Source organism: Lwoffella lincolnii (genome assembly GCF_037201985.1).
Classification (GTDB): Bacteria; Pseudomonadota; Gammaproteobacteria; order Pseudomonadales; family Moraxellaceae; genus Psychrobacter; species Psychrobacter lincolnii.
Genome location: NZ_CP147511.1, coordinates 1427779 through 1445621 on the forward strand (window position 1 = coordinate 1427779; position 17843 = coordinate 1445621).

Here is a 17843-nt window from a genome sequence, read left to right on the forward strand (position 1 = left end):
CTGCTTGATTTCTTATTCTACGGTTTCAACTGCCACTTTTTTATTGACGATGCGAATGGGCAATATCAACCCTCGTCCAATTTTATCAGCGATGACATAGTCATATGAGCTTGGAGCGATGGCATCGGTGGTGTATATGACCAAAGTGATTTTATTACCATCAATCAATTCGTGCGTTTCATAAGCCGTACCAAGTTGGTCAAGCAATTTTGATAAAGGTTCATTACTTGCCATGCCAATGGTCAGATTGTACTGGGCAGTTGCCCTATCCACGCCAAAATAATCAGCATATGATTTTACAGGTGAGCTGTCTTTAGCAAAGACATAAGGATAGCTTTTTGGGTCAACAGGCTTAACCCCAGAATCTACTTTTGTCCAATCAATGGTGATTTGCTCGCCCACCTTATTGGTGTTATTTGTATTGGTGTTATTTGTATTGGTGTCATCTGTTTGTGATGTGGATATGTGTGTTGTATCAACCAAATTGTCTTCATTAACATCAGCCAAATGACTGGCATCGTTGATGCCATTGCCGTTGCTGATTTGTTCGATTGGGGTCATATCAGTTGTGCTGGTTTGAGTTGTGCTGGTTTGTTCCGTGTCTGTTGTGTCTATTTTACCAGCGGTTTGAGTGCCATCACAGGCTGACAGACCCAATCCTAAACATAAAAGACACAGACTTAATAATCTCGTCATCGACAACGACTTGAGCGAACCATGAGATGAATTGTGAGGTGGATTTTTGAGCAGATGGTGCTGGATAAAGTGGTACTGGATAAAATGGCAATGGGTTATTTTATTTAAAATGTTCATACTGTCCTTGATACTGGCTTTAATGACTGCCTTTGTTGGTATGATGAATGTTGTTTTTAATTATAACGGATTTGTTACGGACAGTCACAATATCTGTTTTAGGGGAGTTGCGTTTTAGGGGGTTAAATCATCTAAACTTTGCATATTAAGTTTAATGGCTTGATAACACACCCCTGCTTTAAATCCACGATATTGTAAAAATCGTAACTGCTTGGCTTTGTCCTTGGGCTTGGTTGGAATGGCATTGCCATATTTCTTAACTCGTGCTTCTACTGCCAATGCCAACCAATTCACTTGTTCACCATCATCTGCCACATAATCGGCAAAACTTTGTGACTCACTTTGAGCCAACTCAATAATCTCATCAATATTGGCAGGTAAATCAAGTTTGCGTTGGCGAAAGTCATGCTCAATACGGCGACGACCACGCCCTTTTCTGATGCTTTCTTTGATAAGCATGATGGCAGCTCGTTGCTCACTTTGATGGCCTTTTTCAGCAAATTCATCTAATAAGGCATCGACTTTGTCAGGATTTTGTTGTTTGGCGATAAGTTTGTCTTTGAGTTCTTGACGAGAATGCTCACGGATAGACAAATAATAAAATGCCAACCAGCGTAAACGACTGTCGGCTTTGATGTGTTCTCTTTCAGCTTCTCGTTGTTCTGGTGTTTTTAGATAAGCGGTCAATGCGGTGGGTAGGTTGTCTAGGACATCGTCATCGGTTGCAGTGTTGCATGTGGGTGTTTTTTCTTTGACCTGTTGCAAAATATCTTGAATACTCAGCGTAGGCTTTATGGTTGTTCGACTGTTTTTGGTATTATTTGCGGTTTGATTGTCTGATGGTTTTTTGGTTGACTGGCTTTTTTTTGCTCGAGTATTTTTTGTTTGGCTGTTTTTTGTTTGACTTTTTTCTTGGCTGTTTTTTTGAGAATTGTTGGTTTGAGAATTGTGGGTTTGAGCATTTTGGGTTTGAGAATTGTGGAATTGTTGCTTATCAGCCAAGATATCAGCAAGGGTTTTAATTTGCATAATAAATCCATGTGCCATCATGTGCAATAAAGTGTCCCAAAGATGAGCCACTTTATAGATGCACACTTGATGGATAATAGATGATGTCTAATAGATATGTCTAATTCACTTGCTTATTCGTTAGCCATATCATTGTCATTCATTTCTTGCTCATTTGAGTCATCAAAACTCTTTGAACCACCTTGATTCATTTTAACCGCACGAATTTTTTCTTCAATTTCTTGGGCAATCTCTGGGTGGTCTTTTAAATACTGCACAGAATTGGCCTTACCTTGACCAATTTTATCATGACCATAGCTGTACCATGCCCCCGCTTTACCGACCAAATCCATCTCAACACCCAAATCAATGATTTCTGCCAAGTGGTTAGTGCCTTCGCCATACATGATTTGAAATTCAGCTTGTCTAAACGGAGGGGCCATTTTATTTTTAATCACTTTGACACGAGTGTCAGAACCGATGATTTCATCACCATTCTTAACTGAGCCAAAACGACGAATGTCCAAACGCACCGATGCGTAGAACTTCAACGCATTACCGCCTGTAGTGGTTTCTGGGTTGCCAAACATAACCCCAATTTTCATACGCAACTGATTGATGAACACCACCATACAGTTAGAGCGTTTGGCGTTGCCTGTGATTTTACGCAAGGCTTGGCTCATCAAACGGGCTTGTAATCCCATGTGGCTATCACCCATTTCACCTTCGATTTCTGCCTTGGGAGTCAAGGCAGCCACCGAATCGACCACAATCATATCAATCGCCCCTGAACGTACCAACATATCAGTAATTTCTAAAGCTTGCTCACCATTGTCAGGTTGTGATACCAATAATTCATCGGTATTAACACCAAGTTTACGAGCGTAAATGGGGTCAAGAGCGTGTTCAGCATCAATAAAGGCACAAGTACCACCTTGTTTTTGACATTGGGCAATGGTCTGTAGGGTCAAGGTGGTTTTGCCTGAGCTTTCAGGGCCATAAATTTCAATGATACGTCCTTTTGGCAAGCCGCCGATACCTAAGGCGATGTCCAATCCCAGTGAACCTGTTGACACCACATCAACGTCCATGGCAACCGATTCATCTCCTAGGTGCATGATGGTATTTTTGCCAAATTGTTTTTCAATTTGCCCCAAGGCAGCTTTAAGGGCTTTGGCTTTATTTTCGTCCATAGTAGATAGTGTCTCCGATAGATTGCCATTTTATTGGCGATGGGTTTGGTGGCGATGTGTTTGGTAATAAAGTCTGCTTATATCAGCAAATTCTGCTTGGATTAAAAAATAACTGCTACAAAACAACTACGGACTCACCCACTGGCGGATTTTTTCTCGCTCATCAGGGGTGGCTTGTAACCATAACTGCATGAATTGGTCAAGGGTGCTGATATTGGCAGGATTAGCAAACGTTTGTTGTGTGCTGACCGTATTCATGCTGTTACTGGCTGGCTGACTGTCAATGGCAGCAATGGCTTGTGAATTGGCTTCTACCGCTGAGTTATTCCCAAATGAATTACCCCCAAACAGACCACCAATTGCTGAGCCTAATCCACCCAACAAGCCTGTGTCTTTCGTGTTGGCACTGACACTTTGACTTGCCACAATTTTGTTACCTTGCTTGATGGCAAGCTGTGGATTTTTGGCATACTCACGAGCATCACGATAACTCTCAGGCTGACCGGGCATGACCAACTGATAGTTTTGATTGTCTGCCAGTTCTGCGGTCAAAGTAACATGACCAGATTTTAAATAATCGTGGTTGTCTCCAGCCAGCTCATACAGGCGGTCATAACGAGCGGTGATGACGTGCTTACCAGGCTGTAGCGTATACAACCTTTGAATTTTTTGGAATGGACTGCTGTTATATGCCTGTCCATTGATGGCGGTAACCTTGATATTGTCATCGACAGCTAAGGTTACCGAAGCAACCGCTGACGTGGCAGCAACAGACACACTGATGATGACAGCTAATGACACGGGGGCAATCAGTTTCATAACCATTCTCTTTATTTACTCACTTTACTCATTTAAATGCAGTTATATGGTCAATAATCCAAAATAAAGTTTTGATTTTGTATCGCTTCTTGTTGAGTCTGCTCATGAATGTCTTCAAGTTCAGCAAGCAAAGTCTGTTCATCAATGATTTTCATGGCTTCGGTAATGCTGGACTTAGAGATATTTACCCTAGGCATGTTGGCAAACATGGGTTGTAGATGACTAAGTACTCTGAGCATCGCCCCTGTGTTGTGCGGTCCTTCTGCCAATAAATACCCAGTGATGTCAGCATGAAATTGCCAACCACGACGACGCAATATCGACTCTAGCATCGCCTTGCGGTCTGCCAAATTGTGTCCATCAGGAACTTTAAAGCTTGGGGCTTGTGCCAAACGAGTCTTTAAATCCCTTAGACTAAAGAATAGCTGATTGGTAGGGCGGTCAGCAGCAAATAACAAACGCCGTTGCCCTTCATGGCTACGATTAATCAGATGAAATAACGCTTCTTGCCATTGCTCATGACCCACGATGGCATCGACATCATCGATGGCAATCAAGTCAAAACTCTCAAGCGACGACAGTACTTGAACATCAGTGTACAATAAGTCACTTAAAGACAGATTGATGGCTGTCTGTCCCATGTCGATAAAAGACTCACAAATGGCAGAAAGCAGATGCGACTTACCCGTGTCAGGGCTGCCAAAAATATACAGCTGGTGGATTAGGCTGACATGTAACTGACGCACCGCATCAATGATGGCAAGCCAACCTGGACCTGCAAAGTCACTTAGGCTAGCATCGTGCTTGACTTCAAGATTTAGATTAAGCTGGTTGTCAACCATGCGATTTACTCTTAATGGTACACATAATGCCGTATCTTGTGATATTAGCAGGCTATATATAGCATATTTTGAATAATATTGGTAGTGGCATGATTATTAGCCAGTGGCATGTCATTTGCTGTCTTTAAAACTGATAAGAAACCAGCACCCAAACTTAGACGCTCAATTTAGATGCTGAATTTGGACACTGGTTTTTATCAGGACAATCGTCCTTTTAGGCTATTTTGTCAGCACATTTGCCAAGGCTTCATTAAAGAGTTGGCTAGGACGCATCACCGCCTGCAACTTATCTGCATCTGGCTTATAGTAACCACCAATATCAACCCGCTGACCTTGCACATCAATCAAATCAGCGACAATTCTTTCTTCATTATCCGCCAATGATTTCGCCAGTGGCTCAAATTTGACTTTAAGCTCAGCATCTTCTTCTTGATTTGCCAATGCTTGGGCCCAATATTTGGCAAGATAAAAATGACTGCCACGATTGTCTAGTTCACCTGTGCGTCTAGATGGTGATTTTTCATTATCAAGTAATTTACCAGTGGCTTCGTCCAACGTTTTTGCCAGTAACTTAGCTTTTGGATTGTTTTCTTTATCACCAAGCTCATCAAGCGACACCGCCAAGGCAAGCATCTCACCGAGTGAGTCCCAACGCAAATGGTTTTCTTCCACCAGCTGTTCTACATGCTTAGGTGCAGAGCCACCAGCCCCAGTTTCGTACATGCCACCCCCTGCCATCATGGGTACGATGGACAGCATCTTAGCTGATGTACCCAGCTCAAGAATGGGGAACAAATCAGTTAGGTAATCACGTAAAATATTGCCTGTCACTGAAATGGTGTCTAAACCACGACAGACACGCTCTAGCGTATAACGCATGGCACGCACTTGCGACATGATTTGAATGTCCAAACCCTCAGTATCATGGTCTTTTAGATAGGTTTTTACCTTTTTAATGAGCTCATTTTCATGTGGACGATAAGGGTCTAACCAGAACACCGCTGGCATTCCTGAATTGCGAGTGCGAGTCACCGCAAGCTTAACCCAATCACGAATAGGTGCATCTTTGGTCTGACACATACGCCAAATATCACCTTCTTCAACATGTTGCGACATCAACACCTCACCTGTTTCTAAGTCCGTGATGTTGGCAACCCCATTTTTACTGATTTCAAAGGTTTTGTCATGTGAGCCATACTCTTCGGCTTTTTTTGCCATCAAACCGACATTTGGCACTGTTCCCATGGTGCTTGGGTCAAAATTGCCATGCCATTTACAAAAATTGATGACTTCTTGATAAATCCGAGCAAAAGTTGATTCTGGCATCACCGCTTTACAATCATACTGACGGCCATCAGCCCCCCACATTTTACCGCCACTGCGTATCATCGCTGGCATGGACGCATCAACAATCACATCATTGGGTGAATAAAAGTTGGTAATGCCTTTGGCAGAGTCCACCATCGCCAACGATGGGCGATTTTCTTGGCAAGCGTGCAAATCTCTGATGATTTCATCGTACTGTGAACGTGGTAGGGTTTCTATTTTTTCGTAAAGTCCTGCCATGCCGTTATTGACATTGATGCCAAGTTCATCAAACAAATCACCCCATTTTTCAAAGGCTTCTTTATAATACACACGCACACAATGACCGAATACAATGGGATGTGAGACTTTCATCATGGTGGCTTTCACGTGCAAAGAGAACAAAATGTCCGCTTCTTTACAATCTTTTAGCTCTTTTTCATAAAACTCAAGTAAGGCTTTTTTGCTCATGAACATAGAGTCAATGATTTCACCTTTTTCCAATGCCACTTCAGGTTTTAATAAAATGGTCTCACCGTCGTCGCAAATCAGTTCCATTTTTACCTGACACGCTTTGTCTAGGGTCATGGATTTTTCACCATGATAAAAATCACCTTCATTCATGTGTGACACGTGCGTTTTTGACCACGGCTTCCATTCACCCATCGAATGCGGATGTTTTTTGGCATAATTTTTAACAGCGGCGGGGGCTCTGCGGTCTGAATTGCCTTCACGCAACACAGGATTGACAGCCGACCCTAAGCACTTACCATAACGGGCTTTGATGTTTTTTTCTTCTTCGGTGTTGGGATTACTTGGGTAATCAGGAATGGCAAATCCTTTGGCTTGTAGCTCTTCGATGCACGTTTCTAACTGTGCCACTGACGCACTGATGTTGGGTAATTTAATGATGTTGGTATCAGGTTCTTGAGTCAACTTACCTAAGATTTCTAGTGTTTTTGTTTGTTGTTGTTCTTCACTTAAATAATCAGGGAATTCAGCCAAAACCCGTGATGCCAGTGAAATATCACTTTTAATGATGTCAATACCCGCTGGTGTGGTGAATGTCTCAATAATAGGTAAAAAAGAATAGGTCGCCAATAAAGGAGCTTCGTCGGTTAGGGTATAATAAATCTTTGGCATAATCATGCAATCCTTTTGTTGTTTATCATGTGTGGCATCAAAATTGGTATGGCATACAAATCGGTAAAGAACCTGATTTGACCATATAAATACGCATTCTGCATCTCTATTTTATAGGACATGATGACCATTAAGCAAATTTAATGCACAGTCAATCTTTGATGATGGTATGCCCTAATGATAACCATTCTTAACCTTAACCTGATAGCAACCGTATGGCAACAAGCAAACACAGTTTTTAAGCAAATAATTGATTAAAATGCTTAAATAATACTTTGGATAACATGTGTTTCATCAAAGCCATGTTCAAAGATTTATTTTTAAAGATATTTTAAATTTATTTTTAACATCAATTAAGGAAAACCCATGAGCAACATCAAAGCTGACATTAACCTAAACCAAGACATTTTTACTGCCCTTATCGCCCGTCATGAAGTGCAACGTCAGTTGTGTCAACAGTTAGAGAATACCGATGACAGTAAAGAACAAGCCAAAATCTACCAGCAATTTAAGCTGGAGCTGACCGCTCATGCGGCCGCTGAAGAGCGTCATCTTTATGTGCCTGTTATGGAGCATGATGATGGTTTGGACATTGCTCGTCATGCCATTACTGAGCATCATGAAATGGACGAACTTATTGACACTTTAGACAATCATCAGCCTGACTCAGATAAATGGCAACAAGCTTTAAAAGACCTCATTCATAAAGTTCGTCATCATTTAGATGAAGAGGAAGAAGAATTCTTTAAACAGTCTAAAGACATTCTTGCTGATGATTTACAACAACGCCTTGGCTCACTGTATCAAGTCGAACACAACGAATTTGTACAAAATAATCAATAAACGACAAGATAACCACAAACAAGACAACCATCAAAGTGTCAAATAATATCAAAGTGTCAACATATTATTTGGCATCATTCATATAAAACTTATTTAACAGCCATCATGACCAAATCCAGTGAGCTGGACATGCAAACCTTTGACCAAGCTTTATTTAAGCTTTATGACGAAGGGGCAATCTCATATGGCCTTACCAAATCAATAATTTGGCACTGTCTTGGGTGATAAAACCATCAGGCACTTGTCCGCTATCCGCCTGCCATCTGGCAAAAGCTTTACGAGTATTGCTACCGATAACCCCATCAATACCATGAGTATCATACCCTGCTTGTGTCAAATGACGCTGTAAGTTGGTTACTTGCACGGTGGTGAGTGGTCGCTCATATTTGGGCCACGCTGTTTGTAGACCACCTTGTCCATTTATTGCTTTTGCAAGCAAACTAACCCCCAACGCATAGTTAGCGGAATTGTTATAGACCTTAATTACGTCAAAATTTTGACTGGTCAATAAGGCAGGACCTAACTTACCTGCAGGTAGCCACAGACTTAAGCGAGCATTGGCAGGCACATACCCCCCCAGCACTTGCACACCCAGCTGTCGCCATTCGTCATGGCTCATGGTGTCATCAAGATATCGATAATCAAAATAACTGGGCAAAAACACTTCATACACAGGGTCAACGCCACGCACCCAACCAGAATTTCTCAAATAATTGGCAGTGCTGTTTAACGCATCGGTCAAATTCCAAGGGTTTTTATGCCCATTGCCATCACCGTCCACACCTTGTGTCAACCAAGTGGCAGGAATGAATTGAGTATGCCCCATACCCCCTGCCCACGATCCATCTAAATTGTGCCAAGACACATCGCCACGGCTAAGTAAGGTCAGCAGAGACATCAATTGTTCTTCAGCAAAATCACGGCGACGACCATCATATGCCAAAGTCGCCAACGAGCTGACCAAGTTGGCATTACCCATAAAGCCACCATAAGATGACTCCATTCCCCAAATGGCAGCCACAATGGCTGGGTCAACACCATAGTGATTGCCAATGTCATCAAACAACCTGCGATGACCAATAAAATGCTTACGCCCATTGCTGACACGACTGTTGGCAACAGCAGATTCAACATACTCCCAAGGCATCTTGACAAATTCGGCTTGACTGCGGTCTTGGCTAACGACTTTTTGATTAAGATGGGCATTGCCCAGCAACCGCTCAATCTCAGCTTGAGAAAACCCTCTTGCCAACGCTTTATTGGTAAAGCTGACTTTCCAATCACCAAAACCATTAATCACTGTTGGTTGTGGTGGCACAACTGGACGTGTGGCAATGACTGATGGAGGAGTTACCACAATCACGTTTGGCATCACTTGTGGTTGTTCTGGCGTTGGTGCGGTTTGGAATGGTTGAGGGGTAAGCTGTGAGGCAGGTTGTGGTATAAGTTGTGGTATGGGTTGTGGACTGCTCACACAAGCTGACAGCATTGCCATTGATAGCATCGCCGTCATCACGCCAAGCAGAGCATCACAAGACTGATTGATTACTTTGGCTTTAGGGACAACTTTGGAAACAAATTGGTTTCGCTTTACTTGGGCTGATGGGTTTTGATGCTGTGAGTTCATGACAATCCTTTTAGTCTGCCTTTTAATCTTCTGCCTTGTGCCGTTTAATCTGCCTTGTAATGTGCTTTTAAATCTGTGCCTTTACATGGTTGGTTGTGATGACAAGGTTGATGGTGATTGAACCTATCACGCTGTGTCTAACTTAGCAAAACCTTTGACCAACTCATCTAATTGTTTTAATTGTGCCAAAAACGGTTCAAGCTGACTTAATCGCAACGCACAAGGCCCATCACATTTGGCTTGCTCAGGGTTAGGGTGAGCTTCTAAAAATAGCCCTGCCAACCCTGTTGCCATGCCTGCTCTTGCCAAAGTGGTGATCTGCTCACGGCGACCACCTGCACTGTCCGCTCTTGCTCCGGGCTGTTGCAAGCTGTGCGTTACATCAAAAAACACAGGCACATTCATCTGTTTCATGATGTCAAAGCCAAGCATGTCCACCACCAAGTTATTATAACCAAATGACGTACCCCGCTCACACAAAATAATTTTATTGTTACCTGCTTCTAGACATTTATTGATGATGTGTTGCATTTCATGTGGGGCAAGGAATTGGGCTTTTTTGATATTAATAATTGCCCCCGTCTTTGCCATCGCTGTAACCAAATCACTCTGACGACTTAAAAACGCAGGCAACTGAATAATATCCGCCACTTGTGCCACAGGCTTGGCTTGATATGGCTCATGCACATCAGAAATGATAGGCACATTAAAGGTTTTTTTAATGTCAGACAGCCACTGTAACCCCATCTCCATGCCATGCCCACGAAATGAATACAAACTTGAACGGTTGGCTTTATCAAAACTGGCTTTAAAAACATAGCCAATATCCAATCTTTGACAAATTTCAACATAAGTTTCAGCAATTTCAAACGCCAAATCACGGCTTTCTAACACATTCATACCACCGAACAGCACAAAAGGCTGATCATTACCAATGTTCATGCCATTTAACTGAATGTGAGATTGGGCTTTTTCACTCATCGTATTCTCCGTCATGCTGATTACTTGGGCTTTTGAGTGCTTGTTTGCTAAAATCGAGTGAAAATCGAGTGAAAATTCAAGTCAGTGAATCATGACTTTTGACTTGTGTGATTTGTTTTATGTCATTTTTGGTTGGTGCAGACATTATTAGTTTCAATAATGGCTTGCTCAATGATTTTTTCACTGACTCCTTTTTTACGTAATTTTTCAATAAAAATTTCATCATGAGCCAAGGTGTATTTATCATTATCACGGTCTAACCCCTCACGAATATACAGGCGTAGTAAGCCTTGAATTTTTTCAAACCCATGTTCACGTGCCGTTTCTGTTAAAAGCTCAATCATCTCTTCTGAAAGACGAATACTGATGGGGCGCATGACTTTTTGTGGGTGATCAGAAAATTTGTTTTTGACACGGACAGGTATCATAATCAAGCCTAGGTAAAAAATGATGGATAAAATCTAAAATCCAAGGTGAAAACAAGTATAACAAATTTTACCAAAAAAACCTTAAGCTAACCAGCTCAACAGGATAATCGTACTAGAAAGATTAGATAATCAGACAGATGTCATCAAAATCACCAAAGTTATCAACTTACAAAACTTGATACATATCAGTGGTAGACATAGAAAGTGTTTAGATAGGTGCTTTAAAGATAAGAATAGGTGTTTTAAAGATAAGATATGGTGCGATTATTTGAAAATGCCTAAATTAAAAATTTAGTAAAGTTAAAATGGCTCCCCAACCTGGGCTCGAACCAGGGACACACGGATTAACAGTCCGATGCTCTACCAACTGAGCTATTGGGGAATGGGCTTTAACGGCACTTGCATTGGAGCTCATATCGAGAATTGAACTCGAGACCTCTCCCTTACCAAGGGAGTGCTCTACCCCTGAGCTATATGAGCAAATCAATGTATGGAGCGGGTGGCGGGAATCGAACCCGCGCCATCAGCTTGGAAGGCTGAGGTTCTACCATTAAACCACACCCGCAAGTGCTTGGCAGATAAATATAAATGGTGGTGGGAGAAGGATTCGAACCTTCGAAGCTTTCGCGGCAGATTTACAGTCTGCTGGGTTTGACCGCTCCCCAATCCCACCAATAACATGCCCAACAATAATATCACAACGCCACATTATAAATCACATGAATGGCATGATGTTATGTTGGCAATCTTTAACAGATGGTGCCGGCTGCCGGAATCGAACTGGCGACCTACTGATTACAAGTCAGTTGCTCTACCAACTGAGCTAAGCCGGCGTGTCTGCTAAAGTGGCAAGTATTCTATCAAGTTTATTTTAAAATGCAACCATTATTTTATATTTTTTTGCATTTAATTCATATTAAATAGCCAAAAAGCCACGGCAACGATGATAATGGCGATGATTGACCACTTCACTGGGTTACTGTTGCCTTTTTTGGCTGGGTCATTCACCATCTCTTTAAAGACCACATCTTTAGAGACATCTTTAGAGAGGGTGGTTGGGTTAGAGGTTGGTTCTTTTTCTGATTGGGCTGGTGTGTCTGTTTGAGCAAGCTCTATTTTTGTTGGTTCAGCCGTGATGGTTTTTTCTGATTGTTTTGTGTCTGGTTCTTTTATGCTTATTGGCTCTTGCGTGCTTGGTTCTGGCTCTAAAGTCGTTGGTGCGGGTTCTGCTTCATCTTTTACGGCTTCACTTGTTACCTCTTCATTTTTTATGACTTCATTGGTTTTGTCTGTGCTGACGGTCAGCTCTTGAGTGGTGGTCGTCTCTTGAGTGTTGTCAGTCACTTTAAATACCAAGTCGGCAAAAGCGATGACATCGTCATGATTGATGTGTTTGGATTTTTGTGGTTCAAGGGCTTTATCATTGACTGATGTGCCATTAGACGAGCCTAAATCTTTAATAAACAAGTTACCATTTTGGATACTAATCAACGCATGTTGGCGAGAGATGTTTTGGCTTGCCAACACCACATCACTATCAGGGCTACGACCGATGCGTATGTCATCATGGACTGGGATAACCAGTTCTGCTAAGACTTCGCTCACGCCTGTTAATGACCATTTGCTCATGTTGATAAGTCTCCCGCTGTTTTTTGGGTTATGTTAAACTTTTGGATTATGTTAAACGATGATGGTCAGATGCTTTAAAATAAAATACTTTAAATCCGTTATTATAGCGGATTTATCATCAATTTGTGTGTTAATTTTGCTAAGAACATATTTATTCATCTTAGCAAGTATTTTATTTTATCGTACTAATCATCATCGGTTATCAGTCATCAATTAGTGGCCAGTGGCGTTTAATCAGAACGTTTAACTCATCGTGCGTAATTCTCCACCCATAATCTTTGATTTAGGTGGAGATGTAAGCACAGGCGACCTAATCAGGGCGTTGTTGTTTTTCGATGTCATAGACACTAAATAAAAACAATGCTAAATCATACCCATATTTCAAAAAATTAGCCGTTGCTCGTATTCATGAAAAAGTACGCAACCAGCGTTTAGACTGACACCATTTAAACTTACACCATAAAGTCACGCATAAACTGATTTGCGAAAACCAAGCTACCAGTCATGTGATTGAATATTTAGGTGTAAAAAACATGGTAAAGAACCATAAAAAGCAAGCATTAGCTGATGCACTAGGACTTAGTGTTGTATAAAGAGTTCCCTCATGCCGATACCATTCAGCGATGGTGGCATGACGAAAGGTAACAATTCAATCTAGGTTGGGATTGTTATGGGTCGCAAAGATTCCCCCACCATAACCGCTAGGTTTGGTGGTGGGAGTATGTCAATCAGTCAGTAACGTTGTCTGCGTTGAGTTGAAGAGCCAATGCCAAGCTGTTCACGATATTTGGCAACGGTACGCCTTGCAATGTCGATGCCTTGCTCAAGCAGATAATCGGTGATGGCATTATCGGATAGGGGTTTTTTTGGGTTTTCATCGGCTATCATCTGCTCTATCATGGCGGTGATGGCGGTTGATGATACGTCACCGTCCACGCCAGATACAGACGATGAAAAGAAGTATTTTAGCTCAAATAAACCTTGTGGGGTGAGCATAGTTTTATTGCTGGTTAAGCGTGAGACAGTGGATTCATGTAATCCCACTTCGTCAGCCACATCTTTTAAAACCAGTGGCTGCATGGCAGTCGCTCCATACAATAAAAAAGCCTGTTGGCGTTTGACAATACAACTGGCAACCTTAAGTAGATTGTTGTTGCGTTCTTCGATGCTACGGATAAATAGGCGAGCATCGCTAAAGTTTTGCTTTAAAAAAGCATTGTCATCACTGGCATCACCACGTTTGATAAGTTGGCTGTATTTTTGGTTGATGCGTAATTTGGGCAGGGTATCTGGGTTTAGTTCCACTTGCCATGTCATTTGTTGCAAGGCAAATTCATTCTCTTGATTGGGCTGAGCAGATTGGGTTGGATTGCTCAGCAATGTAACCAGCACATCAGCAATGTCATAGGTTTCTTTGATATTGGTAAGTTTGGGTTGAGACTTTCGGTAGTGTTCTCCTGGAGAGGGATTTAGGGTGCGGAGCAATTCCAAGGCTGGCTCTATGTCGCTGATGTCAAGCTGGGTTCGAATTAACAACTCGCTGATGTTGTTGGTTGCCAATAAATCAGAATGTTGCAAAATCCGTAGGGCTTCTTGGACAAAGGGAGTTTTACAGTTCATCTCATACAGTTGCAACTTTAAGCTTTCACTTAAATCTCTTGCTCCCACACCGATGGGGTCGCACTCTTGAATGGTGGTCAGCACCGATTCAATGTCTGACTTGCTGATGGCGTTATCCAACTGATAAAACTGACACACGGTTTGAAAACTTTGGTACAACCCTTCAATGTCCAACTCAATAAAACCATCATCATTCATTGCATCAATCAAATAATCTGCAATTAACAGCTCTATTTCATTGAGTTCTTCATTTAACTGTAATTGCCATCGCACATGGTCTTGAATGCTACTTTGGGTTTGTCCTTCGTGGTCATCGTAATCGCTGGTGTCAGGCGATGCTAAGACAGTGCTGTCCTGGCTAAAGATGTTGTCCCAATCGGTATCGATGGCAGTATCGTCCAGCCCACTTTGTGACAGTTTGTCAAAGCTGTCTTCATTGTCATAGTCATTGTCATAGTCACCATCGTCATCAGTCATGCTGTCTGTGGGGGGCAATTCTGTTTTATTTGTCCATTCAAGGCTATCTGTTCGCTCAGGGCTGTTTTCTGCTTGCTCAGGGCTGTCCCCTACTCGTTCAAGAAAGGGATTGCATTCTAATTGGGTTGCCACTTCCTGCTCAAGCTCTAGACTTGACAGTTGCAAGATGCGAATGGCTTGTTGCATCTGTGATGTTAGTTTTTGGGAAGTCCCCAGTTTAAGGTTCGCCCCCAAACCATATGAAAAACTCATAATGATTAAAAACTCTGGTTGATGGTGATGTTGTTTGTTTTATTAATAACAATCAATATGATAAAGGATACTACATTATAGATAAATTGGGCAAAATTCTTTGGAATAACTGGTATGATATGGTGATGTGCTGGTGTGGTCTGTGAAAAATAAAGACCATCATGTGAGTGGTGGTCAGTTAAATGACACATCAGTTAAATCATACGTCAGTTAAGGGTAACACCATGACCAAGCCCATGATTGCCTGCATCGGCATGAATTCACAAGCCGATTGTGATGCCAATTTACAAATCGCTGCCACCGCCATTGATGTTGCTAAAGGGCAAGGGGCAGAGTTGGTGGTACTGCCTGAGAATGTTGCCAGTATGGGCAGACAGCATGCCACAGCACAACGCTTTGATGAACTTAGTTCCCACTTTGCTCATCTTGCCAGCAAGCATCAGTTGTATGTGTTGGCAGGGACATTGCCTTGCCCTTATCGCCCAGATGGCAGTGTCATCAATGATGGGCGACTTCGACAAGCCAGCTTGCTGTTTGCCCCTGATGGCAGTCAAGTGGCTCGCTATGATAAAATTCATCTGTTCCGTGCCACAGTGGCAGACAACCAAGGTGGCTATGATGAAGCTCAAACCTTTGAAGCAGGCACTCAAACTGTCACCGCTCATCTTGAGCTGGACCATACGACAGTCATGCTGGGCATGATGGTGTGTTTTGATTTGCGTTTTCCTGCATTGGCACAACGGCTACGACAGTCAGGGGCGAACCTTTTATCTGCGCCCAGTGCCTTTACTTATCAGACAGGAGAAGTTTATTGGCGGTTATTATTACAAGCTCGTGCCATTGACAGTCAATGTTTGGTTATTGGCTCAGCACAAGGGGGCAAACACATCATACCAACACCCATTAACGACACTCAACACCATCTGACAGACATTGACACCAACATGAGCACAACCACGTGTTCAACCATTCGCCATACTTGGGGGCACAGCACCATCACTGACAGCCGTGGTCAAATATTGACAATGGACAACACGTCTTTTGATGATTGGCAAAATGGTGAAAACAGCCATCATAAACGAGATTTTAGTGTGATTACTGCTGTTTTCGATGATGAACAACAACACCAAAATAGGGTAGATTTACCCATTTTTGAGTGTCATCGCTTGGCATAAGACATTTGGCATAAGAACCACAGTCAGATAAAATTTTGCCAGTAAACAACGTTGTCAGTGGCAACCTTCATCAGTCAAAAACAGTCATCAATAAAAAACAGTGCCATACTCTTAATATTCCTATGGACATTATCATGACAGCTCACATGTCTTTATACGAGTTATTAAAAAGCAATGTGGTGTTTCAAAATTTAGACCGATATCAGTTCGGTATTTTGGAGCAGTATTTGACCTTTCGAGGCATAGAAGCAGGTGAATATCTGTTTTTTGAAGGTGAGGTGGGTGATTATGTGGCGTTCGTGGTGGCGGGGAGCATCGAGATATTCAAACAATTACCAGACAAACAAGTGATGTTGGTAACGCTAAAACCTGGGGACGGTATCGGTGAAATGGCATTAATTGATGATTTGTCTCGTTCGGCGTCTGCTAAGGCCAGCCAAAGAACAGGTTTAATCGTGTTGCCCAAACGTGATTTTGAACGCATCTTGATTGACCACCCCAGAATTGGCATCAAAATTTTAAAGGCATTGGCGTCCATGCTCAGTCTTAAACTGCGTCACACCAATGAGGAACTGTCAGCAATGCGTGGCAGTGAGTTAAGTGGCAATGAGTCATCTACTTAGATTGCTTAGATGAATATGGATTTAGGTGAATATAAACACGTTGGCTTATGATTTTGCTGTGATGCGAACAGCCCTTGGGTGGGTTGTGTCATAGATTTGAGTAAGCTTAACAAAATCGACTTGCGTATAAATTTGCGTGGTGCTGACATCGGCATGCCCCAGCATCTCTTGTACTGCTCGTAAATCACCACTTTCTGATAACATATGTGATGCAAAACAGTGTCTAAGCAAGTGTGGATATAGATTTTGGTCAATGCCAGCACGAGTTGCCCAAACTTTTAAGCGTTGTTGCACACTGCGAGTGCTAAGCCGTCTGCCCCGTTGCTCACTGATGAATAATGCCATGTCTGCATTTTTTGCCCAAAGACAACGCTGGGGCAGATAGCGATGAATGGCATCAACACTGCCACTGGTCATGGGAACAAGTCGACGCTTTTTCCCTTTACCAAATACCCTAACCACTTTTTGCACCAAATCAACGTCATTAATATCCAAAGCAACCAACTCCCCCACTCGCAATCCACTGCCATAAAGTAGCTCAAACATCGCCCTATCTCGCCTCCATAAGCAAGCTTGCTTGGCATCTTCTGGCATGGCTTGGTCTAATAATTGACTGAGTAAATCAACATCAGCAATGGTTGGTAAATTGCGGACTTGGTTTTTGAGCTGATGCCCTGTGGTGGGGTTGATGGTGGCATGCCCCATATCAATCAACCAAGCATAAAAATGGCGAATGGCAGACAATTCATGTTGCATGCTTATTGGCTTGATGCCATGGTACTCCCTGCGTTCGCTGATAAAATAAGTCAGCAGTCGCTTGTCGCATTGATTAAACTGTCGTTGTCGTTTATGCAAAAATACCAACAAATTCATCACTGCCCTGCGATAAGCGTCTAATGTGTGGTGTGAGTAGTTTTGTTGTAATAATTTTTCAAGCCAAGCAGACACCAGCTGAATCTGATTGGCTGGCAACTGCTCAACTGGCATGTCTATGACCATGGTCTGGCGTTGATTTTGGCGTTGATTGTCGCCATTGATTTTGGCGTTAATTTTTGGCATAAGCAT

15 protein-coding genes and 5 tRNA genes are annotated in these 17843 nt (G+C 42.4%); 3 read left to right on the plus strand and 17 right to left on the minus strand.

Features of this window, described 5'->3' with window-relative positions:
- Positions 1 to 12: 12 nt before the first annotated feature.
- The 6 genes from WDM69_RS06405 to WDM69_RS06430 all read right to left on the minus strand — a co-directional run bounded on the left by WDM69_RS06405 (position 13) and on the right by WDM69_RS06430 (position 7123).
- Positions 13 to 813: a hypothetical protein gene (locus tag WDM69_RS06405; RefSeq protein WP_338755153.1), complete on the minus strand. Its 801-nt coding sequence runs from the start codon at positions 811 to 813 to the stop codon at positions 13 to 15.
- Between the two features lie 114 nt (positions 814 to 927).
- Positions 928 to 1842 (minus strand): regulatory protein RecX, encoded by a 915-nt coding sequence (locus tag WDM69_RS06410; protein WP_338755154.1) that lies wholly within the window; start codon positions 1840 to 1842, stop codon positions 928 to 930.
- 113 nt (positions 1843 to 1955) lie between these two features.
- The gene (recA, locus tag WDM69_RS06415; RefSeq protein ID WP_078306888.1) at positions 1956 to 3014 is read right to left on the minus strand and encodes a recombinase RecA; all 1059 of its coding nucleotides are present in this window, start codon (positions 3012 to 3014) and stop codon (positions 1956 to 1958) included.
- A gap of 126 nt (positions 3015 to 3140) precedes the next feature.
- A complete protein-coding gene (locus WDM69_RS06420; protein ID WP_338755898.1) occupies positions 3141 to 3824 on the minus strand; it encodes a DUF2057 domain-containing protein in 684 nt (227 codons plus the stop codon).
- A 59-nt stretch (positions 3825 to 3883) separates the two neighbouring features.
- Entirely contained in the window at positions 3884 to 4675 is a 792-nt protein-coding gene (locus WDM69_RS06425) for a DnaA ATPase domain-containing protein (protein WP_078306890.1), read from the minus strand.
- A 219-nt stretch (positions 4676 to 4894) separates the two neighbouring features.
- Entirely contained in the window at positions 4895 to 7123 is a 2229-nt protein-coding gene (locus WDM69_RS06430) for an NADP-dependent isocitrate dehydrogenase (RefSeq protein WP_338755155.1), read from the minus strand.
- 366 nt (positions 7124 to 7489) lie between these two features.
- Here WDM69_RS06430 and WDM69_RS06435 point away from each other — a divergent pair, with 366 nt between their 5' ends.
- Positions 7490 to 7966, plus strand: a complete 477-nt coding sequence (locus WDM69_RS06435) for a hemerythrin domain-containing protein (RefSeq protein WP_078306892.1) — start codon at positions 7490 to 7492, stop codon at positions 7964 to 7966.
- A gap of 190 nt (positions 7967 to 8156) precedes the next feature.
- Here the strand turns inward: WDM69_RS06435 and WDM69_RS06440 are convergent, their stop codons facing one another.
- The 10 genes from WDM69_RS06440 to rpoN form a co-directional block, all read right to left on the minus strand.
- Positions 8157 to 9479 (minus strand): lytic murein transglycosylase, encoded by a 1323-nt coding sequence (locus tag WDM69_RS06440; RefSeq protein ID WP_420845505.1) that lies wholly within the window; start codon positions 9477 to 9479, stop codon positions 8157 to 8159.
- Between the two features lie 240 nt (positions 9480 to 9719).
- The gene (kdsA, locus tag WDM69_RS06445) at positions 9720 to 10574 is read right to left on the minus strand and encodes a 3-deoxy-8-phosphooctulonate synthase (protein ID WP_078306893.1); all 855 of its coding nucleotides are present in this window, start codon (positions 10572 to 10574) and stop codon (positions 9720 to 9722) included.
- A 122-nt stretch (positions 10575 to 10696) separates the two neighbouring features.
- On the minus strand, positions 10697 to 11002 hold the full coding sequence (locus WDM69_RS06450) for a CopG family transcriptional regulator (protein WP_338755157.1): 306 nt from the start codon (positions 11000 to 11002) through the stop codon (positions 10697 to 10699).
- 306 nt (positions 11003 to 11308) lie between these two features.
- Positions 11309 to 11384, minus strand: a tRNA-Asn gene (locus WDM69_RS06455).
- 23 nt (positions 11385 to 11407) lie between these two features.
- Positions 11408 to 11482 (minus strand) — tRNA-Thr (locus WDM69_RS06460).
- 11 nt (positions 11483 to 11493) lie between these two features.
- Positions 11494 to 11567: transfer RNA gene (locus tag WDM69_RS06465), tRNA-Gly, on the minus strand.
- Positions 11568 to 11591: 24 nt separating this feature from the next.
- Positions 11592 to 11675, minus strand: a tRNA-Tyr gene (locus WDM69_RS06470).
- 84 nt (positions 11676 to 11759) lie between these two features.
- A tRNA-Thr gene (locus WDM69_RS06475) sits at positions 11760 to 11835 on the minus strand.
- A gap of 73 nt (positions 11836 to 11908) precedes the next feature.
- Entirely contained in the window at positions 11909 to 12631 is a 723-nt protein-coding gene (locus WDM69_RS06480) for an FHA domain-containing protein (protein WP_338755158.1), read from the minus strand.
- A gap of 732 nt (positions 12632 to 13363) precedes the next feature.
- Entirely contained in the window at positions 13364 to 14980 is a 1617-nt protein-coding gene (gene rpoN / locus WDM69_RS06485) for an RNA polymerase factor sigma-54 (protein ID WP_338755159.1), read from the minus strand.
- 224 nt (positions 14981 to 15204) lie between these two features.
- Between rpoN and WDM69_RS06490 the strand changes: the two genes are divergently transcribed.
- Together WDM69_RS06490 and WDM69_RS06495 are read left to right on the plus strand one after the other, a co-directional pair.
- Complete coding sequence (locus WDM69_RS06490) at positions 15205 to 16155, plus strand: nitrilase-related carbon-nitrogen hydrolase (RefSeq protein ID WP_078307088.1); 951 nt, start codon at positions 15205 to 15207, stop codon at positions 16153 to 16155.
- A 134-nt stretch (positions 16156 to 16289) separates the two neighbouring features.
- On the plus strand, positions 16290 to 16778 hold the full coding sequence (locus WDM69_RS06495) for a cyclic nucleotide-binding domain-containing protein (protein WP_078306897.1): 489 nt from the start codon (positions 16290 to 16292) through the stop codon (positions 16776 to 16778).
- A 45-nt stretch (positions 16779 to 16823) separates the two neighbouring features.
- Here WDM69_RS06495 and WDM69_RS06500 read toward each other — a convergent pair whose 3' ends face one another.
- A complete protein-coding gene (locus tag WDM69_RS06500; RefSeq protein ID WP_205760098.1) occupies positions 16824 to 17837 on the minus strand; it encodes a tyrosine recombinase XerC in 1014 nt (337 codons plus the stop codon).
- Positions 17838 to 17843: the final 6 nt, after the last annotated feature.

What these genes read in the sequence shown, in the direction of transcription:
- WDM69_RS06430 (WP_338755155.1), bottom strand. Translation starts at nt 7,123, where the DNA reads ATGCCAAAGATTTATTATACCCTAACCGACGAAGCTCCTTTATTGGCG.
- WDM69_RS06480 (WP_338755158.1), bottom strand. Translation starts at nt 12,631, where the DNA reads ATGAGCAAATGGTCATTAACAGGCGTGAGCGAAGTCTTAGCAGAACTG.
- WDM69_RS06450 (WP_338755157.1), bottom strand. Translation starts at nt 11,002, where the DNA reads ATGATACCTGTCCGTGTCAAAAACAAATTTTCTGATCACCCACAAAAA.
- kdsA (WP_078306893.1), bottom strand. Translation starts at nt 10,574, where the DNA reads ATGAGTGAAAAAGCCCAATCTCACATTCAGTTAAATGGCATGAACATT.
- WDM69_RS06405 (WP_338755153.1), bottom strand. Translation starts at nt 813, where the DNA reads ATGAACATTTTAAATAAAATAACCCATTGCCATTTTATCCAGTACCAC.
- WDM69_RS06425 (WP_078306890.1), bottom strand. Translation starts at nt 4,675, where the DNA reads ATGGTTGACAACCAGCTTAATCTAAATCTTGAAGTCAAGCACGATGCT.
- WDM69_RS06495 (WP_078306897.1), top strand. Translation starts at nt 16,290, where the DNA reads ATGACAGCTCACATGTCTTTATACGAGTTATTAAAAAGCAATGTGGTG.
- WDM69_RS06435 (WP_078306892.1), top strand. Translation starts at nt 7,490, where the DNA reads ATGAGCAACATCAAAGCTGACATTAACCTAAACCAAGACATTTTTACT.
- WDM69_RS06500 (WP_205760098.1), bottom strand. Translation starts at nt 17,837, where the DNA reads ATGCCAAAAATTAACGCCAAAATCAATGGCGACAATCAACGCCAAAAT.
- WDM69_RS06490 (WP_078307088.1), top strand. Translation starts at nt 15,205, where the DNA reads ATGACCAAGCCCATGATTGCCTGCATCGGCATGAATTCACAAGCCGAT.
- recA (WP_078306888.1), bottom strand. Translation starts at nt 3,014, where the DNA reads ATGGACGAAAATAAAGCCAAAGCCCTTAAAGCTGCCTTGGGGCAAATT.
- WDM69_RS06410 (WP_338755154.1), bottom strand. Translation starts at nt 1,842, where the DNA reads ATGCAAATTAAAACCCTTGCTGATATCTTGGCTGATAAGCAACAATTC.
- rpoN (WP_338755159.1), bottom strand. Translation starts at nt 14,980, where the DNA reads ATGAGTTTTTCATATGGTTTGGGGGCGAACCTTAAACTGGGGACTTCC.
- WDM69_RS06440 (WP_420845505.1), bottom strand. Translation starts at nt 9,479, where the DNA reads ATGACGGCGATGCTATCAATGGCAATGCTGTCAGCTTGTGTGAGCAGT.